At 71.8% G+C, this 21,140-nt stretch carries 20 protein-coding genes; 8 read left to right on the top strand and 12 right to left on the bottom strand.

Annotated features, from left to right (window positions below; translation table 11 throughout):
* Nucleotides 1-16 precede the first annotated feature (16 nt).
* Complete coding sequence (locus AB0M39_RS16305) at nucleotides 17-1,399, bottom strand: MFS transporter (RefSeq protein ID WP_365364649.1); 1,383 nt, start codon at nucleotides 1,397-1,399, stop codon at nucleotides 17-19.
* Between the two features lie 72 nt (nucleotides 1,400-1,471).
* On the opposite strand from AB0M39_RS16305, the gene AB0M39_RS16300 reads away from it, so the two are divergent.
* Nucleotides 1,472-2,158 carry a FadR/GntR family transcriptional regulator gene (locus AB0M39_RS16300; RefSeq protein ID WP_365364647.1) on the top strand — a complete coding sequence of 229 codons (687 nt, stop codon included), beginning with the start codon at nucleotides 1,472-1,474 and terminating at the stop codon, nucleotides 2,156-2,158.
* On the opposite strand, the gene AB0M39_RS16295 is transcribed toward AB0M39_RS16300, so the two are convergent.
* The 3 genes from AB0M39_RS16295 to fabG all read right to left on the bottom strand — a co-directional run bounded on the left by AB0M39_RS16295 (nucleotide 2,121) and on the right by fabG (nucleotide 4,201).
* Nucleotides 2,121-2,483: a hypothetical protein gene (locus AB0M39_RS16295; RefSeq protein ID WP_365364645.1), complete on the bottom strand. Its 363-nt coding sequence runs from the start codon at nucleotides 2,481-2,483 to the stop codon at nucleotides 2,121-2,123. The genes AB0M39_RS16300 and AB0M39_RS16295 overlap by 38 nt on opposite strands.
* A gap of 238 nt (nucleotides 2,484-2,721) precedes the next feature.
* Nucleotides 2,722-3,492, bottom strand: a complete 771-nt coding sequence (fabI, locus tag AB0M39_RS16290; protein ID WP_365364643.1) for an enoyl-ACP reductase FabI — start codon at nucleotides 3,490-3,492, stop codon at nucleotides 2,722-2,724.
* Nucleotides 3,493-3,496: 4 nt separating this feature from the next.
* Complete coding sequence (gene fabG / locus AB0M39_RS16285) at nucleotides 3,497-4,201, bottom strand: 3-oxoacyl-[acyl-carrier-protein] reductase (protein WP_365364641.1); 705 nt, start codon at nucleotides 4,199-4,201, stop codon at nucleotides 3,497-3,499.
* Between the two features lie 268 nt (nucleotides 4,202-4,469).
* Here fabG and AB0M39_RS16280 point away from each other — a divergent pair, with 268 nt between their 5' ends.
* The 3 genes from AB0M39_RS16280 to tyrS all read left to right on the top strand — a co-directional run bounded on the left by AB0M39_RS16280 (nucleotide 4,470) and on the right by tyrS (nucleotide 8,827).
* A complete protein-coding gene (locus tag AB0M39_RS16280) occupies nucleotides 4,470-5,993 on the top strand; it encodes a TldD/PmbA family protein (protein WP_365364639.1) in 1,524 nt (507 codons plus the stop codon).
* Nucleotides 5,994-6,105: 112 nt separating this feature from the next.
* Nucleotides 6,106-7,509: a metallopeptidase TldD-related protein gene (locus AB0M39_RS16275; RefSeq protein WP_365364637.1), complete on the top strand. Its 1,404-nt coding sequence runs from the start codon at nucleotides 6,106-6,108 to the stop codon at nucleotides 7,507-7,509.
* Between the two features lie 49 nt (nucleotides 7,510-7,558).
* Nucleotides 7,559-8,827 carry a tyrosine--tRNA ligase gene (gene tyrS, locus AB0M39_RS16270; RefSeq protein ID WP_365364635.1) on the top strand — a complete coding sequence of 423 codons (1,269 nt, stop codon included), beginning with the start codon at nucleotides 7,559-7,561 and terminating at the stop codon, nucleotides 8,825-8,827.
* Between the two features lie 109 nt (nucleotides 8,828-8,936).
* Here the strand turns inward: tyrS and AB0M39_RS16265 are convergent, their stop codons facing one another.
* The gene (locus AB0M39_RS16265; protein ID WP_365364633.1) at nucleotides 8,937-9,212 is read right to left on the bottom strand and encodes a GlsB/YeaQ/YmgE family stress response membrane protein; all 276 of its coding nucleotides are present in this window, start codon (nucleotides 9,210-9,212) and stop codon (nucleotides 8,937-8,939) included.
* Nucleotides 9,213-9,427: 215 nt separating this feature from the next.
* On the opposite strand from AB0M39_RS16265, the gene AB0M39_RS16260 reads away from it, so the two are divergent.
* The gene (locus tag AB0M39_RS16260; RefSeq protein WP_365364693.1) at nucleotides 9,428-9,826 is read left to right on the top strand and encodes a DUF3099 domain-containing protein; all 399 of its coding nucleotides are present in this window, start codon (nucleotides 9,428-9,430) and stop codon (nucleotides 9,824-9,826) included.
* A gap of 208 nt (nucleotides 9,827-10,034) precedes the next feature.
* Nucleotides 10,035-10,265 carry a hypothetical protein gene (locus tag AB0M39_RS16255; protein ID WP_365364631.1) on the top strand — a complete coding sequence of 77 codons (231 nt, stop codon included), beginning with the start codon at nucleotides 10,035-10,037 and terminating at the stop codon, nucleotides 10,263-10,265.
* Here the strand turns inward: AB0M39_RS16255 and moaA are convergent.
* The 3 genes from moaA to AB0M39_RS16240 form a co-directional block, all read right to left on the bottom strand.
* The gene (moaA, locus tag AB0M39_RS16250; RefSeq protein WP_365364629.1) at nucleotides 10,248-11,237 is read right to left on the bottom strand and encodes a GTP 3',8-cyclase MoaA; all 990 of its coding nucleotides are present in this window, start codon (nucleotides 11,235-11,237) and stop codon (nucleotides 10,248-10,250) included. The genes AB0M39_RS16255 and moaA overlap by 18 nt on opposite strands.
* Before the next feature lie 152 nt (nucleotides 11,238-11,389).
* The gene (locus tag AB0M39_RS16245; protein WP_365364627.1) at nucleotides 11,390-13,030 is read right to left on the bottom strand and encodes a cation acetate symporter; all 1,641 of its coding nucleotides are present in this window, start codon (nucleotides 13,028-13,030) and stop codon (nucleotides 11,390-11,392) included.
* Nucleotides 13,027-13,392 carry a DUF485 domain-containing protein gene (locus AB0M39_RS16240; RefSeq protein ID WP_365364625.1) on the bottom strand — a complete coding sequence of 122 codons (366 nt, stop codon included), beginning with the start codon at nucleotides 13,390-13,392 and terminating at the stop codon, nucleotides 13,027-13,029. The genes AB0M39_RS16245 and AB0M39_RS16240 overlap by 4 nt, the downstream gene beginning before the upstream one ends.
* A 251-nt stretch (nucleotides 13,393-13,643) precedes the next feature.
* On the opposite strand from AB0M39_RS16240, the gene AB0M39_RS16235 reads away from it, so the two are divergent.
* Both AB0M39_RS16235 and AB0M39_RS16230 read left to right on the top strand, forming a co-directional pair.
* Nucleotides 13,644-15,176: a S8 family serine peptidase gene (locus AB0M39_RS16235; RefSeq protein ID WP_365364623.1), complete on the top strand. Its 1,533-nt coding sequence runs from the start codon at nucleotides 13,644-13,646 to the stop codon at nucleotides 15,174-15,176.
* A gap of 75 nt (nucleotides 15,177-15,251) precedes the next feature.
* Nucleotides 15,252-16,667 carry a CoA transferase gene (locus tag AB0M39_RS16230; RefSeq protein WP_365364621.1) on the top strand — a complete coding sequence of 472 codons (1,416 nt, stop codon included), beginning with the start codon at nucleotides 15,252-15,254 and terminating at the stop codon, nucleotides 16,665-16,667.
* A 110-nt stretch (nucleotides 16,668-16,777) separates the two neighbouring features.
* On the opposite strand, the gene AB0M39_RS16225 is transcribed toward AB0M39_RS16230, so the two are convergent.
* The 4 genes from AB0M39_RS16225 to AB0M39_RS16210 form a co-directional block, all read right to left on the bottom strand.
* Nucleotides 16,778-17,716, bottom strand: coding sequence for a sterol desaturase family protein (locus tag AB0M39_RS16225; protein ID WP_365364619.1), 939 nt, complete (start codon nucleotides 17,714-17,716; stop codon nucleotides 16,778-16,780).
* 121 nt (nucleotides 17,717-17,837) lie between these two features.
* A complete protein-coding gene (locus AB0M39_RS16220; protein WP_365364617.1) occupies nucleotides 17,838-18,596 on the bottom strand; it encodes a VIT family protein in 759 nt (252 codons plus the stop codon).
* A 24-nt stretch (nucleotides 18,597-18,620) separates the two neighbouring features.
* The gene (locus tag AB0M39_RS16215; protein WP_365364615.1) at nucleotides 18,621-19,844 is read right to left on the bottom strand and encodes an amidohydrolase family protein; all 1,224 of its coding nucleotides are present in this window, start codon (nucleotides 19,842-19,844) and stop codon (nucleotides 18,621-18,623) included.
* Nucleotides 19,844-21,136, bottom strand: a complete 1,293-nt coding sequence (locus AB0M39_RS16210) for an amidohydrolase family protein (protein ID WP_365364613.1) — start codon at nucleotides 21,134-21,136, stop codon at nucleotides 19,844-19,846. The genes AB0M39_RS16215 and AB0M39_RS16210 overlap by 1 nt, the downstream gene beginning before the upstream one ends.
* Nucleotides 21,137-21,140: the final 4 nt, after the last annotated feature.

Genomic DNA, 21,140 nt, shown 5'->3' with positions numbered 1-21,140 from the left:
GAGCCAGTCTCGCATCTCAGCATTCGTCCTCGACCGTCCGGTCCCGCCCGGCCAGGACGCCCACCGCCATCTGCGGCAGGAGCAGCCCCGCCATCAGCGCGAGCGGCAGGTCCCAGCCGCCGCTGTGCTGGTAGAGCACGCCCACCAGCAGCGGCCCGGGGATGGAGATCAGATAGCCGATGGACTGCACGAACGCCGAGAGCCGTACGACGCCCGGGCCGGTCCTGGACCGCATGCCGATCATGGTGAGGGCGAGCGGGAAGGCGCAGTTGGAGACGCCGAGCAGCAGCGCCCACGCCCAGGCCCCGGCGGCGGGCGCGAAGAGCAGGCCCAGATAGCCGGTGAGGCCGCTGAGCCCGAGGGCGACGACGATGGGGCCCTGGTTCTTCAGACGGCCGGCCAGCCGTGGGATGACGAAGGCCAGCGGGACGCCCATCACCATGGTCACGGCGAGCAGCACGCCCGCGGCGCCGGCCGGGACTCCCGCGTCGCGGAAGATCTGGGGCAGCCAGCCCATGGTGATGTACGCGCCGGTGGCCTGGAGGCCGAAGAAGCAGCCGAGCGCCCAGGCGGTACGGCTACGGGTGATCTTGAGGGCGGCGGCCCGGGCCGCCGGGGCGCCCTTCGGGGCCGCTATGGACGACCGCGAGCCCGCGGCCGCCATGGGCGGCGTCTTGCTCCGCCCCTCGGCGCCGCGGTCGCGCACCAGGCCGATCCAGGGCAGCACGGCGACGGCGGCGAGGGCCGCCCAGATCGCGAGGCCCGTGCGCCAACTGCCGCCCAGCGCCTCGGTCATGGGCACGGTCGCGGCGGCGGCGAGCGAGGTGCCGAGCGCCAGCGCCATGGAGTAGAGGCCGGTCATGGAGCCGACGCGGTCGGGGAAGTACCGCTTGACGATCACCGGCATCAGGACGTTGCTGACGGCTATGCCCATCAGCGCGAGCGCGCTGGCGGCCAGGAAGCCGGCGGTGCCGCCCGCGAAGGGCCGGATCAGCAGGCCGGTCGCGATGGCCGCCATGCCGGCGCAGACGACGGCGCCGGCGCCGAAGCGGCGGGCCAGCCGCGGCGCCGTGATCCCGAAGACCGCGAAGCAGAGCGGGGGCACGGAGGTGAGCATTCCGGCGACGCTGCCGCTCATCTGCAGCCCGGTCCGCGCCTCTTCGAAGAGCGCGCCGAGGCTGGTGATGGCGGGGCGGAGGTTGAGGGCGGCGAGCACGATGCCGACGATCACGAGCCGGGTGAGCCAGGGGGCGGGCCGCGCGGCATCGGAGCCTGGGGCGGCGCCGGACCCCGGGTCGGCGGGAGAATCCAGGAAGGACTCCCCGGCGGAGTCCGTGGACGGCCGCACGGGTGTCCGCGCCATGGCGGAGGGGCTCAGGGTCTGGGGCTCGTCGCGCATGGCACCATCATAGAATCATGGGATGATTGGTTGTCCAATTCTCAAGGACCCGGTCCTCCAGAAGGGAAGCTCATGGCGCTCACCTCTCCCCGGCGCTCCGCACTCTCCGACCAGGTGATCGCCGAGCTGCGGAACCAGATCACCTCGGGCGAGTGGCCGGTGGGCTCGCGCATCCCCACCGAGCCCGAGCTGGTCGAGCAGCTGGGCGTGGCCCGCAACACCGTTCGCGAGGCCGTCCGCGCCTTGGCCCACAACGGCCTTCTGGACATCCGGCAGGGCTCGGGGACGTACGTCGTGGCGACCAGCGAGCTGGCGGGCGTCATGCACCGCCGCTTCGCCGAGGCCGACCCGGGCCATGTCGCCGAGGTGCGCTCCACCCTCGAGTCGGCGGCCGCCAGGCTGGCCGCCGAGCGGCGCACCGAGCGCGATCTGGGGCAGCTGGAGACCCTCCTCGCGCGCCGCGAGGAGGCATGGGCGACGGGCGACGCGGAGCAGTTCGTCGCCGCCGACGCGAGCTTCCACCTGGCGGTGGCCGCCGCCAGTCACAACGAGGTGCTCGCCGAGCTCTACGCGGACCTGGGCGACCTGATGCGCGACTGGCTCCGCGACGACGTGGGACAGGAGCTGCGCCCGGAGAACCACATGGACCACGGGCGGCTGGTGGAGGCGATCCGCGCGGGCGACGGCGAGACGGCGGCAGCGGAGGCGGCCGGCTATCCGTTCATCTGCCAGCGGCGTCCGGCAGGGGCTGGTGGCTGACCCAGGCCGAGCGGATCTCCTTCCAGCACCGGTCGGTGAGCTGGACGTATCCGGCCGGGCTCAGATCGGCGGGCCCGCCGTCCACGTCGAGGTCCCACCAGCGCGCGCACTCGATGTGCAGCCGGACCCGGTCGGCGGCGGGGTACGGGTTGTGACAGTAGGCGGTGGCCTGCGACCCCTCGACCTCGACGCGGCAGTCGGCCCGGTAGGGGGGCTCGGGGGGTTCGGGGGCCTCGGTCTCGCGGGGCTGGGAGACGCTCGGCGTCGCCCAGAGGAGGACCGCCGCGACGGCCAGTACAGGGGCAATGCTCCAGGTCGTTCGCACAGGCAGGACCTCCTCGGCCGTACGGCGGCGCGATGGCCGCGGCTGCACCACAAGGGAGGGGGTTGCCTCTCCAGCGTCGCCGCAGCGGCGCTGCCCCGCGAATCGGACCGCGCACCGCAGGGCCGAACGGGCGACGCCCCGTTCCCCGCGCAGTGCGGGGAACGGGGCGTCGCTCGCGTAGGCGGCCGCCTATGGGCCGAACGGGTGGCCGCGAAGGCGCACGCGGCCCGAGGGCGTCTTAGGCGCCCATCATGTGCACGCCGCCGTCCACGTGGACGATCTCGCCGGTCGTCCGCGGGAAGAAGTCCGAGAGCAGACCGACCACGCCGCGGCCGGCCGGGTCCGGGTCGGCCAGGTCCCAGCCGATGGGCGCGCGGTGGTTCCAGACGTCCGCGAGCTCCTCGAAGCCCGGGATGGACTTCGCGGCCATCGACTTGATCGGGCCGGCCGAGACCAGGTTGCAGCGGATGTTCTTCGGGCCCAGGTCGCGGGCGAGGTAGCGGTTGGTGGACTCGAGGGCCGCCTTGGCCACGCCCATCCAGTCGTACTTCGGCCAGGCGATCTGCGCGTCGAAGGTGAGGCCGACGACCGAGCCGCCGCGCTCCATCAGCGGCAGGCAGGCCATGGTCAGCGACTTGTACGAGTACGCCGAGACCTGCACGGCGGTCGACACGTCCTCCCAGCCGGCCTCGAGGAAGTTGAACGCGCCCTGCGGTCCGAAGGCGATCGAGTGGACGATGCCGTCGAGGCCCGAGTCGTCGCTGGAGTGCTCGCGGATCTGGTCCGCGAGGCCGTCCAGGTGCTCCTGGTTCGTGACGTCGAGCTCGATGACCGGAGCGGGCTTGGGCAGCCGCTTGGCGATGCGCTGCACGAGGGTGACCCGGCCGAAGCCGGTGAGGATGACCTCGGCGCCCTCCTCCTGCGCCACCTTGGCGGCGTGGAAGGCGATCGATCCCTCGGTGAGGACGCCCGTGACGAGAATGCGCTTGCCGGCGAGGATTCCACTCATGTGATCAGTGACCCATGCCCAATCCGCCGTCAACGGGGATGACGGCTCCAGTGATGTACGAGGCGTCGTCGGAGGCGAGGAAGCGCACCGTGGCGGCGACCTCCTCGGGCTGCGCATAGCGGCCGAGCGGCACCTGGGCGACGATGCCCGCGCGCTGCTCCTCGGTCAGCACCCGGGTCATGTCGGTGTCGACGAAACCGGGGGCGACGACATTGAACGTGATGTTCCGCGAGCCGAGCTCACGGGCGAGGGAGCGCGCGAAGCCGACGAGACCGGCCTTGGAGGCGGCGTAGTTGGCCTGCCCGGCGGAGCCCTGGAGGCCCACGACGGAGGAGATCAGCACGACGCGGCCCTTCTTGGCGCGCAGCATCCCGCGGTTGGCGCGCTTGACGACCCGGAAGGCGCCGGTGAGGTTGGTGTCGAGGACGCCTGCGAAGTCCTCCTCGGACATCCGCATCAGCAGCTGGTCCTTGGTGACGCCGGCGTTGGCCACCAGCACCTCCACCGGACCGTGCTTCTCCTCGATCTCCTTGTAGGCCTGCTCCACCTGCTCCGTGTCAGTGATGTCGCACTTGACGGCCAGGAAGCCTGCCGGCGGCTCGCCGGAGCGGTATGTGATCGCGACCTTGTCGCCGGCATCGGCGAACGCGCGGGCGATGGCGAGGCCGATGCCCCGGTTTCCTCCGGTGACGAGAACCGAGCGGCTCAACGGATCACCCTTTCCATAGCGGTCTTGTACCTCGAAAACCTATCGGTCCTCCCCCTCTCCCAAAGAATCGGGCCCTGACAGCGCCTTCCCCCCGTCGCTGTCGGGTCCCTACAGAAGCATCGCGGAGGCATCGAGCCACCAGCCGGTCGCTCAGCGTGTGCCACGCCCTTCGGGGCCCTGTGCAACGGGCCCTTCGGCGCGACATGATCGGAGTCGACCGGCTCGCGATGAAATCGGGGGCGACCGGTCTCGACGACAGGAGACATCCGTGCCTCATTCCATCGACGAAGCCTTCACGGCACTGCCGCTGAGGGCGCTCGCCGACGCGGCACTCGCCCGAGCCCGTGCGCTCGGCGCCGAGCACGCCGACTTCCGCTTCGAGCGGGTGCGCAGCGCCTCCTGGCGGCTGCGCGACGCGAAACCCGCGGGGTCCTCGGACACCACGGACCTCGGATACGCGGTGCGGGTGGTGCACGGCGGCTCGTGGGGGTTCGCCTCGGGGGTCGACCTGACCATGGACGCGGCCGCCAGGGTCGCGGGCCAGGCGGTCGCCATGGCGAAGCTGTCGGCGAAGGTGATCGCGGCGGCGGGCTCGGACGCGAGGGTGGAGCTGGCGGACGAGCCGGTGCACTCGGACAAGACCTGGATCTCCGCCTATGAGATCAACCCCTTCGACGTGCCGGACGAGGACAAGAGCGGGCTGCTCGCGCAGTGGAGCGCGCGGCTGCTGGGGGCGGACGGCGTCGCCCATGTCGACGCCTCGCTGCTCACCGTCCAGGAGAACAAGTTCTACGCGGACACGGCCGGCACGGTCACCACCCAGCAGCGGGTGCGGCTGCACCCCCAGCTGACCGCGGTCGCCGTCGACGAGTCCACCGGCGAGTTCGACTCGATGCGCACCATCGCGCCGCCGGTCGGGCGGGGCTGGGAGTACCTCACCGGCACGGGCTGGGACTGGGACGGGGAGCTGGGGCGGATCCCGGAGCTGCTCGCGGAGAAGATGCGCGCGCCGAGCGTCGAGGCGGGCCGCTACGACCTGGTGGTCGACCCGTCCAACCTCTGGCTGACCATCCACGAGTCGATCGGCCACGCCACCGAGCTGGACCGCGCGCTGGGGTACGAGGCGGCGTACGCGGGCACCTCGTTCGCGACCTTCGACCAGCTCGGGAAGCTCGCGTACGGCTCGTCGGCGATGAATGTGACGGGCGACCGGACGGCCGAGCACGGCCTGGCCACGATCGGGTACGACGACGAGGGCGTCGAGGCGCAGTCGTGGGACCTGGTGAAGGACGGCACGCTGGTGGGATACCAGCTGGACCGGCGGATCGCGAAGCTGACCGGGCTCGGGCGGTCGAACGGCTGCGCGTACGCGGACTCGCCGGGCCATGTGCCCGTGCAGCGGATGGCGAACGTCTCGCTCCAGCCGGACCCGGGCGGCCTCTCCACGGAGGACCTGATCGGGGGCGTGGAGCGCGGCATCTACGTGGTGGGCGACCGGTCGTGGTCGATCGACATGCAGCGCTACAACTTCCAGTTCACCGGGCAGCGGTTCTTCCGCATCGAGAACGGCCGGCTGGCCGGCCAGCTGCGGGACGTGGCCTACCAGGCGACGACGACGGACTTCTGGGGCTCGATGGACAAGGTGGGCGGGCCGCAGACGTACGTCCTGGGCGGCGCGTTCAACTGCGGCAAGGCCCAGCCGGGCCAGGTCGCGGCGGTCTCCCACGGCTGTCCCTCCGCGCTGTTCCGCGGTGTGAACATCCTCAACACGACGCAGGAGGCGGGTCGATGAGCGCTCGCCGCGCACTTCGCCGGCCGACGCGCGTTTCTCGCGCAGTCGCCTGGGGGTCCGAGGGGCTTCCTCTGGGCACGCACCGTCTCACCATCACGCAGGAGGCCGGCCGATGAGCCGCATCAGCAAGCCGCACGAGATCGTCGAGCGGGCCCTGGAGCTGTCGGCCGCCGACGGCTGCGTTGTCATCGCCGACGAGCAGTCCTCCGCCAATCTGCGCTGGGCCGGCAACGCGCTGACCACCAACGGCGTCACCCGCGGCCGTACCCTCACGGTGATCGCCACCGTGGACGGCAAGGAGGGCGCCGCGTCCGGCGTCGTGTCCCGGTCCGCCGTGACCGCGGACGACCTGGAGCCGCTGGTGCGCGCCGCCGAGGCCGCCGCGCGCGGCGCCGGGCCCGCCGAGGACGCCCAGCCGCTGATCGACTCGGTCCCCGCGTCGCCCGACTTCACGGACGCGCCCGCCGAGACGGACTCCACCGTCTTCGCGGACTTCGCGCCCGCGCTCGGCGAGGCCTTCGCGCGGGCCAGGGCCGGCAAGCGCGAGCTGTACGGCTTCGCCAACCACGAGCTCACCTCCACCTACCTCGGCGCCTCGACCGGTCTGCGTCTGCGCCACGACCAGCCCAACGGCACGCTGGAGCTGAACGCCAAGGCCCCCGCGGCTGCCGACGGCCACTCCCGCTCCGCCTGGGCGGGCCGCTCCACGCGGGACTTCAAGGACGTGGACCCCGCCCAGCTCGACGCCGAGCTGGCGCAGCGCCTGGCCTGGGCCGAGCGCCGCATCGACCTGCCCGCCGGGCGGTACGAGACGCTGCTGCCGCCCACCGCGGTCGCCGACCTGCTGATCTACCAGCTGTGGTCGGCCGCGGCCCGGGACGCCTCCGAGGGCCGCACGGTCTTCTCCAAGCCGGGCGGCGGCACCCGCGTCGGCGAGACGCTCTCCCCGCTGCCGCTCACCCTGCGCAGCGACCCGCGCGAGCCGGGTCTGGAGTCCGCGCCGTTCGTGATCGCGCACTCCTCCGGCGACGACGCCTCCGTCTTCGACAACGGCCTGCCGCTGGCGGCGACCGACTGGATCCGGGACGGAAAGCTGGAGCACCTGGTCACCACCCGGCACAGCGCCGGTCTGACGAAGCTGCCGGTCGCGCCCGGGGCCGGGAACCTGATCATGGACGCGGGCGGCGAGCGCTCGCTGGAGCAGATGGTCTCCGCGACCGCGCGCGGGCTGCTGCTGACCTGCCTCTGGTACATCCGCGAGGTCGACCCGGCGACGCTGCTGCTGACCGGGCTGACCCGGGACGGCGTCTATCTGGTGGAGAACGGCGAGGTCGTCGGGGAGGTCAACAACTTCCGGTTCAACGAGTCGCCGGTCGACCTGCTCTCCCGGGCCACGGAGGCGGGCCGCACGGAGAAGACGCTGCCGCGCGAGTGGGGCGACTGGTTCACCAGGGCCGCGATGCCGGCGCTGCGGATTCCCGACTTCAACATGAGCTCGGTGAGCCAGGGCGTGTGACCCATAGACTGAGGTCACCCATCAGATTCGTTCAAGGAGAGACACGAACGTGACGGACATCGTCGACGAGCTGAAGTGGCGCGGGCTGTTCGCCCTGTCCACTGACGAGGACGCTCTGCGCAAGGCGCTCGCGAACGGTCCCGTCACGTTCTATTGCGGCTTCGACCCGACGGCCCCCAGCCTGCATGTGGGCCATCTGGTGCAGGCCCTCACCATGCGCCGGCTCCAGCAGGCGGGCCACCGCCCGCTGGCGCTGGTGGGCGGGGCGACGGGTCAGATCGGCGACCCGAAGCCGAGCGCCGAGCGGACGCTGAACGACCCGGAGACCGTCGCGCTCTGGGTCGAGCGGGTGCGCGCGCAGATCGAGCCGTTCCTCTCCTTCGAGGGCGACAACGCCGCGGTCATGGTCAACAACCTGGACTGGACGGCGGGCATGTCCGCCATCGAGTTCCTCCGGGACATCGGCAAGCACTTCCGCGTCAACAAGATGCTGACCAAGGACTCGGTCGCCCGCCGGCTCGAGTCCGACCAGGGCATCAGCTACACCGAGTTCAGCTACCAGCTGCTCCAGGGCATGGACTTCCTGGAGCTGTACCGCCGCCACGGCTGCACCCTCCAGCAGGGCGGCAGCGACCAGTGGGGCAACCTCACGGCCGGTCTGGACCTGATCCACCGACTGGAGCCGCACGCCTCGGTGCACGCTCTGGCCACGCCGCTGATGGTCAAGTCGGACGGCACGAAGTTCGGCAAGACCGAGGGCGGCGCGGTCTGGCTGGACCCGGAGATGACGACGCCGTACGCGTTCTACCAGTTCTGGCTGAACGTGGACGACCGGGACATCTCCACGTACATGCGCATCCTCAGCTTCCTCAGCCGCGCGGAGCTGGAGGAGCTGGAGAAGCTCACCGAGGAGCGTCCGCAGGCCCGCGCGGCCCAGCGCGCGCTGGCCGAGGAGCTGACGACGCTGGTGCACGGCGCGGAGCAGTGCGCCGGGGTCATCGCCGCGTCCAAGGCGCTCTTCGGGCAGGGCGAGCTGGCGGAGCTGGACGAGGCGACGCTGGCCGCCGCGCTCGCCGAGGTGCCGCACGCCCGGGTCGGCGAGCTGGTCCCGGTCGTGGACATGCTCGTGGAGGTCGGTCTGTCGGCGAGCAAGTCCGCCGCCCGCCGCACGGTGAAGGAGGGCGGGGCCTACGTGAACAATGCGAAGGTCGCCGCCGAGGACGCCGTGCCCTCGTCCGAGGACCTGCTGCACGGCCGCTGGCTGGTGCTGCGCCGGGGCAAGAAGAACCTGGCGGCCGTCGAGGTGGCCGCCGGCTGACGGCGGCCCCTCGGGGCGGACACGGCGGCGGCCGGGTGGGCATCGTGCCCGCCCGGCCGCAGCCGTTCGTCGAGGGTTCGTGGGGCGGGACCGCGCCGGCCCCGCCCGCTCAGGCCTTCTGTCTGCTGCCCCGGATCGAGCTGTAGGCCATGTCGCCCAGGAACACGATCAGCACGGCGGCCCCGAGCTGCAGCGCGTGCCGGCCCCAGTCGATGCCCGCGGTCTCGCCGATGCCGAAGGCCACCGCGAGCCAGTTGCCGAGGACCGCGCCGGCGATGCCGAAGATGGTGATCAGCCACAGTGGACTGTGCTGCTTACCGGGAATGATCGCTTTCGCGATCAGACCGAGCACGAATCCCACGATGATCGCCCACAACCAGCCCATGGCCTGCCTCCTCGTACGGCTCCGCGTGAGCAGTTACTCCGTCAGTGTCGGCGCAGGGGCCATACAGCGCATGTCGGGCAGGGCCGTACGCGCTACGGCGCAGGGCGCGCACGCAGGCGGACGCCGACCCGCTCTCGTAGGCGTCGCAGCGCGGGCGTACCGTGGAAGCTGTCCGGACCTGGGAGCGTCCGGCAGGGAAACGGTGGTGGAACGTGATGCGGAAGCACGGCGGCACTGAGGTCTTCCGGATCACAGGCGCCCGCCAGGGACTCGCCGACGACGTGCGCGGCCGGCAGCGCCGCTATGTGATCTCCATGTCGGTGCGGACCGTCTCGGTGATCCTCGCCGCGGTCCTGTGGAACGTCGAACGCCATGTGGCGATCGTGGCCCTGGTGCTCGGCATCCTCCTCCCCTACATCTCCGTGGTGATCGCCAACGCGGGCCGCGAGAACGCCCCTTCGCTGCCGTCCACGTTCGTCCCCGCGCCCACCCGCCCGATGATCGAGCCGGTCGACGAGCGCCCCTTTGCGGAACCCGAGCCGGAAGCCGCACAGCCCGCCGATGTATTCGAACAGGACGCCTCCGAGCGGCCGCCCGAGCGCGAACAGACCTGATGCCACACGGCCTGGCCAGCTCAAGAAAAGCTCAGATCAATCGTGAAGTTCCAGTGCACGACACCCCGTTCCCCGTGACATACTTTCTGTGCGCTCCGCATCCCCCGTCGGAGCGACGGACCGACGCCGGGCAGCTCCCCCCGTGGCTGCTCGGCGTCGCCTTTGTGGCCGTGGCCGTCTTTCCCGTACGGACGTAAGAGACGCAAGAGTGAGTGACGAAACCCCGATCTGCTCCGCCAAGGGCTGCCGCGCCGCCGCCGTCTGGGTCCTCGCCTGGAACAACCCGAAGCTGCACACTCCCGAGCGCCGCAAGACCTGGCTCGCGTGCGAGGAGCACCGGGAGCACCTCTCGAACTTCCTGGGTCTGCGCGGCTTCCTCAAGGACGTCGTGACGCTCGAGGAGTGGGAGAAGGGCGCCGGCTCAGCCTCCGATGGCTGACATCGGCCGGTCGGGCTGAAGGAACGACGGGTCGTCCAGCCCCGAGCCCGCCTTCTTGCCCCACATCGCCAGCTTCCAGATGCGGGCTATCTCCGCGTCCGGCGCGTCCGAGCGCAGCGCGGCGCGCAGGTCCGTCTCCTCGCGGGCGAAGAGGCAGGTGCGGACCTGGCCGTCGGCGGTGAGCCGGGTGCGGTCGCAGGCGGAGCAGAAGGGGCGGGTGACCGAGGCGATCACGCCGACGCGGTGCGGTCCGCCGTCGACGGTCCAGCGCTCGGCGGGGGCGGAGCCGCGCGCCGCGTCGTCCTCCGGGGCGAGGGTGAAGCGGGTGCGCAGCGACTGCAGGATGTCGCCCGCGGTGATCATGCCGTCGCGCTTCCAGCCGTGCTGGGCGTCGAGGGGCATCTGCTCGATGAACCGCAGCTCGTAGCCTTGGTCGACGGCCCAGGCCAGCAGGTCGGGGGCCTCGTCGTCGTTCAGGCCCGGCATCAGGACGGTGTTGACCTTGACCGGGGTGAGGCCGGCGTCGCGGGCGGCTGCCAGGCCCGCCAGCACGTCCTTGTGGCGGTCGCGGCGGGTGAGCGTCTTGAAGACGTCGGGCCGCAGGGTGTCGAGGGAGACGTTGACCCGGTCGAGGCCGGCGGCCTTGAGGGCGACGGCGGTGCGCTGGAGGCCTATGCCGTTGGTGGTCAGCGACATCCTGGGGCGGGCCTCCAGGGCGGCGCAGCGCTCGACGATGCCGACCAGGCCGGGCCGCAGCAGCGGCTCGCCGCCGGTGAAGCGGACCTCGGTGACGCCGAGGTCGCTCACGGCGATGCGAATCAGCCGGACGATCTCGTCGTCGGTGAGCAGATCGGGCTTGGCGAGCCACTGCAGGCCCTCTTCCGGCATGCAGTACGAACAGCGCAGATTGCACCGGTCTGTGAGAGAAACGCGCAGGTCAGTGGCCACACGGCCATAGGTGTCGACGAGCACGGTGGGCCCCCTCCCCTATTCGCGGAACTGATTGGTTTCGAGCCTACGCCAGACGTATGACGACGAAGGGGCCCGATTGTCACGAGGAGAGGCGCGGCCGTGTCGTAGGACTCTACGACACGGCCGCCGCGCGGACTGGTGCGACAGCCCAGTCAGTGGGCGCCGATGCCGGTGAGGGACTTGACCTCCAGTTCGGCGTATTTGCTGGCGTCGGCCTTCTCCTTGGTCAGGATCGAGCCGAGCCAGCCGAGCAGGAAGCCCAGCGGGATCGAGACGATGCCCGGGTTCTCCAGCGGGAACCAGTAGAAGTCCATGCTCTTGAACATCGAGGTGGGCTTGCCGGAGACGACCGGCGAGAAGAGCACCAGCACCACCGAGGACGTCAGACCGCCATAGATGGACCAGAGCGCGCCCTGCGTGGTGAACCTCTTCCAGAACAGGCTGTAGAGGATCGTCGGCAGGTTCGCGGACGCGGCGACCGCGAAGGCGAGGGCGACCAGCCCGGCGACGTTCAGATCGCGGGCGAGGGCGCCGAGGCCGATGGAGACGACGCCGATGGCGACGGTCGCCCAGCGGGCGGCGCGGACCTCCTCCTTCTCGGTGGCCTTGCCCTTGCGGATCACGTTGGCGTAGATGTCGTGCGCGAAGGACGACGAGGACGCCAGGGTCAGTCCGGCGACCACCGCGAGGATGGTGGCGAAGGCGACCGCGGAGATCACCGCGAGGAGGATCGCGCCCCCGGTGGATCCGGAGCCGCCGCCGATCTCCAGGGCGGCCAGGGGCGCCGCCGTGTTGCCCGCCTTGTTCGAGGCGATGATGTCGCCGGGCTTGAGCAGCGCGGCCGCGCCGAACCCGAGCACGATCGTCATCAGGTAGAACGCGCCGATGATGCCGATGGCCCAGTTCACGGACTTACGGGCGGCCTTGGCCGTGGGCACGGTGTAGAAGCGGATCAGGATGTGCGGCAGGCCCGCGGTGCCCAGGACCAGGGCGATGCCGAGCGAGATGAAGTCCAGCTTCGAGGTGCCCGTCGCGCCGTACTTGAGGCCGGGCTCCAGGAAGGCCGACCCCTTGCCGCTGTTGGAGGCCGCGGTGCCCAGCAGGTCGGAGAGGTTGAAGTCGAACTTCAGCAGGATCAGGAAGGTGATGAGCAGGGTGCCCGCGATGAGCAGGACCGCCTTGACCATCTGCACCCAGGTGGTGCCCTTCATGCCGCCGATGGTGACGTACACGATCATCAGCACGCCGACGAGCGCGACGATGGCGACCTTGCCGGCGTCGCTGGTGATGCCGAGCAGGAGCGAGACCAGCACGCCCGCGCCGGCCATCTGCGCCAGCAGGTAGAAGATCGACACGACGATGGTCGAGGTGCCGGCGGCGGTGCGGACCGGGCGCTGGCGCATGCGGTAGGCCAGCACGTCGCCCATGGTGTAGCGGCCGGAGTTGCGCAGCGGCTCGGCGACCAGCAGCAGCGCGACCAGCCAGGCGACCAGGAAGCCGATGGAGTACAGGAAGCCGTCGTAGCCGAAGAGGGCGATGGCGCCCGCGATGCCGAGGAAGGACGCGGCGGACATGTAGTCGCCGGAGACCGCGAGTCCGTTCTGGAAGCCGGTGAACTGGCGGCCGCCCGCGTAGAAGTCGGAGGCGCTCTTGGTCTGCCGTCCCGCCCACACGGTGATGAACAGGGTCGCGACGACGAAGGCCGCGAAGAGCGTGATGATCAGCGGCCGGTGCTCGCTCGCCCCTTCGGCGGCGAGCTGGACGGCGGGGTGTGCGGCGTACGCGGCGCTCATACGTCGGCCTCCATGCGGGACTTGATCGCCTCGGACTTCGGGTCGAGCTTGGCCGCGGCGTGGCGCGAGTAGAGCCAGGCGATGAGGAAGGTGGTGGCGAACTGGGCGAGGCCGAAGACGAGGGCGACGTTGATGTTGCCGAAGACCTTGGTCCCCATGAAGCCGCCGGCGTAGTTCGAGAGCAGCACGTACAGCAGGTACCAGGCGATGAACGCCACGGTCAGGGGGAAGGCGAAGGAGCGGTAGGCGCGGCGCAGTTCGCCGAACTCGGCGCTCTCCTGCATCTCGACGAAGGCCTCCGTCGTGGGCTGAGCGGGGCTGGCGTCCGTTACGCCGGGGGGCGGCGGTGCATCGGTGGCCACGGAATCTCCTCGCGACACGGGTGCGGTGGGCAGGGTCATGGGGGGTCCTCACTGTCGGGGGTGTTGATGTTGCTCCACCCCCTGACAACGGCACGGAGAGCGCGCCGCACCGGTTCAACATCGGCCTTTTTGCTTCCGATTTCTTCCCCCAACTCATTGAAGGGGCCGCATGATCAGCGATAGCTTCGCTGGTCATGTACCCGCCCATTCACAGGGGTCTGGGCGGTTGACACGGATGATGTGGAGAACCCATGGCTCATCTGGGATCCAGACGGCGGCGCGCACTCGCTCTGCCTGCCGGTCTGGCGCTCACGGCCTCGCTCGGCTTCCTCCCGGCGGGCGCGGCCTCGGCCGCTCCGGCCGAGAGCGCGCCGGCCGCGGTCCGGACCGACGGTCCGAAGCTGTCCTATGTGGTGAACGTCGACGGCGGGCAGGGAACCGCCAAGGCGGTCAAGAAGGCGATAGCCAAGGCCGGCGGCACGGCGGTGATCGCCTACGACCAGATAGGCGTCATCGTCGTCCACTCGCAGAACCCCGACTTCGCCAAGACGATCCGCACGGTCAGGGGCGTTCAGTCGGCCGGCGCCACGCGTACGGCCCCGCTGGCCGCCGCGGGCGACACGGCCATCGAGTCGGAGCGTCCGCTCACCGCCGCCGAGGCCCAGTCGGCGGCGGCGAAGGCGGGCGACGACCAGGACCCGCTCGAGCCCCTCCAGTGGGACCTGGGGGCCATCAAGGCGGACAAGGCCCACCAGAAGTCGCTGGGCAGCAAGAAGGTCACGGTCGCGGTCATCGACACCGGCGTCGACGACACCCACCCGGACCTCGCTCCGAACTTCGACCGCGGCGCGTCGGTCAGCTGTGTGGGCGGCGTGCCCAACACGGCGGACGGCGCCTGGCGTCCGGGCCCGGACGAGAGCGACCACGGCACGCACGTCGCGGGCACCATAGCCGCGGCCAAGAACGGCGTCGGCGTCACCGGCGTCGCTCCCGGCGTGAAGGTCTCCGGCATCAAGGTGTCGCAGCCCGACGGCTTCTTCTACACCGAGGCCGTCGTCTGCGGCTTCGTGTGGGCCGCCGAGCACGGCGTCGACGTGACGAACAACAGCTACTACACCGACCCGTGGCTGTTCAACTGCAAGAACGACGCCGATCAGAAGGCCCTGATCGACGCCCACGCGCGGGCCATCCGCTACGCGGAGCGCAAGGGCGCGGTGAACGTCGCGGCAGCCGGCAACTCCCGCATGGACCTCGCCGCGGACCAGCTCACCGACACCAGCAGCCCCAACGACACCACTCCGGCCGAGCGGATCGTCAACCCGCGCGAGTGCCTGGACATCCCGACCCAGATACCCGGCGTCGTCACCGTCTCCGCTCTGGGCGCGAAGAACCTGAAGTCCTCGTACTCCAACTACGGCCACGGCGTGGTCGACATCTCCGCTCCCGGCGGCGACTCGACCGCGTTCCAGAAGCCGGACGCCCCGGCCACGGACGGCCGGATCCTGTCCACGCTTCCGGGCGGCAAGTACGGCTACAAGGCCGGCACCTCGATGGCGTCTCCGCATGTCGCGGGCGTCGTCGCGCTGATCAAGTCGACCCACCGGTCGGCCTCCCCGGCCGCGGTCAAGGCGCTGCTCTACAAGCAGGCCGACGACACCGCCTGCACCAACCCGTACGACATCAACGGCGACGGCGTCGTCGACGCGGTCTGCGAGGGCTCCAAGCGCGACAACGGCTTCTACGGAACGGGCGTCGCCGACGCCCTGGACGCGGTTCGCCGGTAATCGCACCTTCGGGGGCCGGGCGCGGAGTTCCGCGTCCGGCCCTCTGTGCGTGGCACGCAGTGCCATAGTGCGTGCATGGCCACTACATCGCATGCCTCACAGAGCGGAACGGCCCACGCCTGGGCGGCACTCGGCGGCGATCCCGCCCTTCTCGACCGGGTACGTCACCAGGGCACGGGCGGACTGCCCTCCCGGCTGCCCGTGCTGGAGCTGGCGCGCTCCGCCGTCGCGGTCTGCGCGCTGGCCGCGGCCGAGCTGGCCGCCCGGCGCACCGGCGGCGCCGTGCCGGCCGTGCGGGTCGACGCCGGAGCGGTGACCGCCGCGTTCCTCAGCGACCGGCTGGTGCGGGTCGACGGCCGGGCCCCGACGACGTTCGCTCCGCTGTCGCGCTTCTGGCGGGCGGCCGACGGGTTCGTCCGTACGCACGCCAACTATCCGCACCACCGGGCCCGGCTGCTCGCCGCCCTCGATCTGCCGCCGGACGCGGGCTCCGAGGCGCTCGGCGCGGCGATCGGCGCGCTCGGGGCCGCGGACGTCGAGGAGAGGGCGTACGCGGCGGGCGGTCTGGCCGTCGCCGCCCGCGGGCTGGAGGAGTGGGCGGCGCACCCGCAGGGACGTCTGGCGGCGGGCCGGCCGCTGCTGACGAGCGCGCCGGTGGAGGGGCTGGACGCGCCGCAGCCGCCGCGCAGGCTGCCCGAGCCGGCCGGGGACGCGCTGCTTCCGGCCGCCGGGCTGCGCGTCCTCGACCTCACCCGGGTGCTCGCCGGGCCGGTCGCCACCCGCACGCTGGCGCTGCTGGGCGCGGACGTGCTGCGGATCGACTCGCCGGGGCTGCCGGAGAGTCAGGAGGCGCACGACGACACGGGGATGGGAAAGCGGTCCGCCCTGCTCGACCTAGGGGCCGACGACGGCCTGCGGGTCTTCGAGGAGCTGCTGGAGAGCGCCGACGTGGTCGTGCTCGGGTACCGGCCCGGCGCCCTGGAACGCTTCCCCGGGCTGACGCCGGCGGCGCTCGCGGCGCGCCGCCCTGGGCTGGTGATCGCGCGGCTGTCGGCCTGGGGCGCGTACGGGCCCTGGCATGGGCGGCGCGGCTTCGACAGCCTGGTGCAGACGGCCACGGGCATCGCCGAGTTCGAGGGCGAGGCGGACGAGCCGGGCGCGCTGCCCGCCCAGGCCCTGGACCACGGCACCGGCTATCTGCTGGCGGCGGGCGTGCTGCGGGCGCTGGCCGAGCAGCACGACGACGGCAGGGCCAGGCTGGTGGAGCTCGCCCTGACCCAGACGGCGGCGTGGCTGGTCAACGGGCTCGACAAGGCCTCCGACGCCTCCGACGCGCAGCCCGGCTGGGATCCGGAGCCCTGGCTCACGGAGCGGGACAGCGCGCAAGGGCGGCTGCGGTACGCGCTGCCCGCGGTCTCCTTCGAGGGCGGCCCCGCCGACTGGGCGCGTCCGAGCGGGCGTTGGGGGACGGACGCGCCCAGCTGGCGCTGAACGGGCTCTGAGGCTTACGGGCTTGTGGTTGCCGTTGCTGCAGCTCCTACGGTCGTGACCAGGGCCGGAAGGACCGGCCTGGCGGCGTTCCAGCGCGACGCCGTCGACGCCTACGCCGCAGACCGCCTCGCCTGAGCCGTGGGCAGGGCAGCCCCGGCAAGCGGCGGCCCTGCCGGCGCCGAGTCGGGGGCCGGGGCCGTGCCCGCCGGGGTCGCCGCGCCCGCCGGCTGCCAGCCGGGCCCGTGGAAGATCCGTCCGGCCCGCTCGCGCCAAGTGGCCGCCGCGCGGACGTCCCTGGCGATGGCCGCGTACTCGTGGGTGGCGACCCGCAGCGGGTTGAAGGTGTCGATGTTCTTGGTGAGCCCGTAGACGGGCCGCTCGGTCTCGAGCGCGAAGGACCCGAAGAGCCGGTCCCAGACGATCAGGATCCCGCCGAAGTTGCGGTCCAGATAGCCGCCCTGGGAGGCGTGGTGCACCCGGTGGTGGGAGGGCGTGTTCAGTACGTACTCGACGGGCCGCGGCAGCTTGCCGATCCGCTCGGTGTGCACGCCGAACTGGTACACGAGGTTGGCGGACGAGCAGAAGGCGAGCGCGGCCGGGTGCACACCGCAGGCGATGAGCGGCAGATAGAAGGGCCAGCTGGTCAGGCTGGTCCAGGGCTGGCGCAGCGCGGTGGAGAGGTTGAACTTCCTGCTGGAGTGGTGCACCACATGGCAGGCCCACAGGATCCGCACGACGTGGTGGCCGCGGTGGGACCAGTAGTAGAAGAAGTCCTGCGCGAGCAGCATCAGCGGGACGGTCCACCACAGGACGGGGACGCGGGCGGGGGTGAGCTCGTAGACCGCGGTGTAGATCGCGACGACGGGGATCTTCCACAGCGCGTCGAAGAAGAGGCTGCCGAGTCCCATGCCGACGCTGGTCGCGGCGTCCTTGCCCTCGTATCCGGCGGCGTCCTCGTCGGGGTGGAGCCGGTAGCCGACCATCTCGAGGACGGTGAGCAGCACGAAGGCGGGGATGGACCACAGCACGACATCGGGCAGATTCGGCATGCGAGCACCGTAGACGCGGCGCGAGGGCGCGGCTAGACGGTGTTACCCACAAGTATGCGAGACAGGTTGTCAGCTGCTTTTGGCGACTTCCGCCAACCGCCCCGGCCCGCGGCCCCCGGCCTCACACTCCCGCGGCTCCCAGAAGCGACCCGGCCGCGTAGGTCACGGCCATCGCCAGCGCTCCCCCGCCCACGTTGCGGAGCACCGCCGGTCTCACCGCGGCCCGCCCCAGCCGGGCGCTCGCCCAGCCGGCGAGGGCGAGCGCCCCGAGGACCGAGAGCACGGTGACGTACAGCCGCCAGGACGCCGGCGGGAGCACGATCGCGAGGAGCGGGAGCAGCGCGCCGGCCGTGAAGGCGAGGAAGCTCGCTCCCGCCGCGTGCCAGGGGTTGGCCAGCGCGTCCGGGTCGATGCCGAGCTCCACGCGCGCGTGGGCGCGCAGGGCGTCGCGCTCGGTGAGCTGGACCGCGGCCTCGCGGGCCACCTCCTCGGACAGGCCGCGCTCCGCCAGCAGGGCGGTCAGCTCCGCCAGCTCCTCCTCGGGCTGCTCGCGCAGCTCGCGCCTCTCCATCGCGAGCGCCGCCTTCTCGGAGTCGCGCTGGGTGGAGACGGAGACGTACTCGCCCGCCGCCATCGACATCGAGCCCGCCAGCAGGCCCGCGAGGCCCGCGGTGAGCAGGGCGGCGCGCGAGTCGGTCGCCCCGGCGACGCCGACGACGAGGCCCGCGGTGGACACGACGCCGTCGTTGGCGCCCAGCACCGCGGCCCTGAGCCAGTTGAGACGGGCGCCCAACGCCTCGCCGTGGGCCTCGTCATGGGCCTGGCCGGGGCCCTGGTCGTGGGCCTCGCCCGGGGCCTCGCCGTGGGGCGCTTCACTCATCCGGCGAGGGTCTCACTCCCCCGTTCACCACACGCGGACCGACCCGCCCGGTGCGAACGCGGGGCTGGTCGCGTCCGCGGGTACCTCCTTCAGCGGCTCGGCGATCTCCGACACCGCCGGCCCCACCCGTGCGGCGACGGCGTCGAGGGCGGCGAGGTCGAAGCCGTACACGCGCGCCGCGTTGCCGCCGACCATGGCGGCCACCTCCTCGCGCGGCAGCCCCGCGTAGGCGATGCGCAGGCCTTCGCGGGAGTAGGGAGCGGTGCCCTCGTCGTGCGGGTAGTCGCTGCCCCACATGATCTTGTCGAGGCCGATCCGGTCGCGCAGCGGCACCTCGTGCGGGCGCATGAAGCTCGCGCCGACGAAGCAGTTCTCCCGCCAGACCTCGCTCGGCCCCTTGCCCATGGACGCGGCCAGGCCCGCGCCGAACTTGGACTCGGCCGTGGCCGCCCGGGAGGCGGAGGCGACCAGCCGCCCGTGGTAGTAGTCCAGCATGTCGAGCACGCCGGGGATCCAGCCGGAGCCCTGCTCGGTGAGAACGAGTTTGAGGTCCGGATGACGGCGGAAGGCGCCGCCGAAGATGAGGTGCCATAGCGCCCGGTGCGAGAACCAGGTGGCCTCCACCATGAAGACGGCCCGGGCGGCCGGCTCGTCGCCCAGCGGAGGGGAGCCGGAGCCGCCGTGGTGGTTGACCGGCAGCCCGAGCTCCGCGCAGGCCGCCCAGATCGGGTCGTACCGCTGCGCGTGCAGCTCGGGAAGGCCGGAGCCCGGCGGCGTGCCGGGCAGGGTGATCCCGCCGGTGAGCCCGGCCTCCTTGATCCAGTGGATCTCCTCGACCGCGTCGTCGACGTCGTTGAGCAGGATCTGCGCGACGCCGGCGCGGCGGCCCGGCGCTGCGGCGCAGAAGTCGGCGAGCCAGCGGTTGTGGGCGCGCAGCCCGGCCCAGCGCCGCTCGTAGTCCTCCCGGGTCGGCGCGGGGGCCATCAGCGACGCGCTGGGGAAGAACGGCGGGATGGTGTTGGGGAAGACGACCTCGGCGACGATGCCGTCGGCCTCCAGCTCGGCCAGGCGCCGGTCGGAGTTCCAGTTGCGGTCGGCGGTGTCGGCCAGCAGGTCCTCGAAGGGGTTGACGTAGGCGGCAGCCCAGGCGTCGAACTCGGCGTGGTGCTTCTTCTCCAGGTACGGCCGGTAGTCGAGGAGGTCGGCGCCGGCGTGGCAGTCGGCGGAGATGACGGTGTACCGGTCCATCAGCGTGCTCCCATCACCGGGAAGTCGTGGTCGGTGAGCCAGTGGCGGCCCACCTCGCGGGACCGCGCCCAGGAGTCCTCGACGGCCCGCTGGTCCTCGGGCTGGCCCAGCTCGGCGGGGGTGGGGCCGATGCGGCGGGCGATCGGGGCGAGCCTGGCCGTGTCGAAGCCGAAGACCTCCGCGGCCGCGAGGCCCAGCATGCGGCGGGTCTCGGCGACCGGGATGTCATGGAAGGTCCGCTTCAGCCATCCGCGCGTGTCGGGCCAGGTGCCCTCCGGGTGCGGGAAGTCGCTGCCCCACAGGATGTTGTCGACGCCGATCTCGTACCGCTGGGCGAGCTCGCGCCGCTTGGTGTTGGTGGCGCAGACGAAGATCTGGCGGTCCAGGTACTCGCTGGGCGGCCGCTTCAGCTCGGCGAACGGCGACAGCTTCTTCCCGCCGTGCGCTCCGAGGTAGAGCCGGTCCATGAACCAGAGCAGGTTCGGCAGCCACCAGCAGCCCGACTCGGCCACCCCGAACCGCAGCCCGGGGTGGCGCTCGAACACCCCGGACCAGAGCAGGAACCACAGCGGGCGGGCCGGCCACCAGGTGACCTCGGAGACGTAGATGCCCAGATGGTCGCCGTACTCGTGGCGCGGCGCGGCGCCCGAGTGGGTGACCATCGGCATCCCGGTCTCGGCCGCCGCCGCCCAGACGGGGTCGTAGCGGCGATCGTGGTAGGGGGCCTTGTCCACCCACATGGAGGGGATCATCAGGGCGCCCAGGCCGGACTCCTTCGCCCGGTGGATCTCGGCGACCACTCGGTCTACCTCGCCCGTGATGGGCAGCAGGGCCACTCCGCAGTGCCGTGCCGCGTTCTCGGCGTCCCCGCCCACGAACTCGGCCAGCCAGCGGTTGTGCGCCTGCGCGCCCGCCATGCCGAGCTCGGGGTCCTGGTCGCCGCAGAGTCCGAGGCCGACGCCGAAGGGCGCCGCGGTCCGGCTGTCGACGGCGTCCGCGTCGGGGAAGACGACCTCGGCGGCCACGCCGTCGCCGTCGAGCTCCTTGAGCCGCTGGGCGGCGTCCCAGCCGCCGCGCAGGCCCTCCTCGTTGTCGCTGAACCACTTGGCCGCGAACGCCTCGGTGCGCACGCCCAGCCGCGTCATCTCCTCGCGGCGGCGGTCGCGCCCGGCGAGGAAGTCGTCGAAGTCCCGGTGGAAGCGGGCGTCGAGATAGGGCCGGTACCGCTCGGTGGGCAGCCCGGCGTGGCAGTCGGAGGAGACGATCAGATACGGGTCGTTCGGAGCGCTCAACGTG

Origin of the sequence: Streptomyces sp. NPDC051907 (assembly GCF_040681075.1) — a bacterium.
Lineage (GTDB): Bacteria > Actinomycetota > Actinomycetes > Streptomycetales > Streptomycetaceae > Streptomyces.
This window is presented reverse-complemented; position numbering and strand designations above follow the sequence as displayed.

Excerpts from the sequence above, each read along its gene's own strand:
- AB0M39_RS16305 (WP_365364649.1), bottom strand. The coding sequence starts at position 1,399 with ATGCGCGACGAGCCCCAGACCCTGAGCCCCTCCGCCATGGCGCGGACA.
- AB0M39_RS16300 (WP_365364647.1), top strand. The coding sequence starts at position 1,472 with ATGGCGCTCACCTCTCCCCGGCGCTCCGCACTCTCCGACCAGGTGATC.
- fabI (WP_365364643.1), bottom strand. The coding sequence starts at position 3,492 with ATGAGTGGAATCCTCGCCGGCAAGCGCATTCTCGTCACGGGCGTCCTC.
- AB0M39_RS16275 (WP_365364637.1), top strand. The coding sequence starts at position 6,106 with ATGAGCCGCATCAGCAAGCCGCACGAGATCGTCGAGCGGGCCCTGGAG.
- AB0M39_RS16265 (WP_365364633.1), bottom strand. The coding sequence starts at position 9,212 with ATGGGCTGGTTGTGGGCGATCATCGTGGGATTCGTGCTCGGTCTGATC.
- AB0M39_RS16260 (WP_365364693.1), top strand. The coding sequence starts at position 9,428 with ATGCGGAAGCACGGCGGCACTGAGGTCTTCCGGATCACAGGCGCCCGC.
- AB0M39_RS16245 (WP_365364627.1), bottom strand. The coding sequence starts at position 13,030 with ATGAGCGCCGCGTACGCCGCACACCCCGCCGTCCAGCTCGCCGCCGAA.
- AB0M39_RS16235 (WP_365364623.1), top strand. The coding sequence starts at position 13,644 with ATGGCTCATCTGGGATCCAGACGGCGGCGCGCACTCGCTCTGCCTGCC.
- AB0M39_RS16230 (WP_365364621.1), top strand. The coding sequence starts at position 15,252 with ATGGCCACTACATCGCATGCCTCACAGAGCGGAACGGCCCACGCCTGG.
- AB0M39_RS16225 (WP_365364619.1), bottom strand. The coding sequence starts at position 17,716 with ATGCCGAATCTGCCCGATGTCGTGCTGTGGTCCATCCCCGCCTTCGTG.
- AB0M39_RS16220 (WP_365364617.1), bottom strand. The coding sequence starts at position 18,596 with ATGAGTGAAGCGCCCCACGGCGAGGCCCCGGGCGAGGCCCACGACCAG.
- AB0M39_RS16215 (WP_365364615.1), bottom strand. The coding sequence starts at position 19,844 with ATGGACCGGTACACCGTCATCTCCGCCGACTGCCACGCCGGCGCCGAC.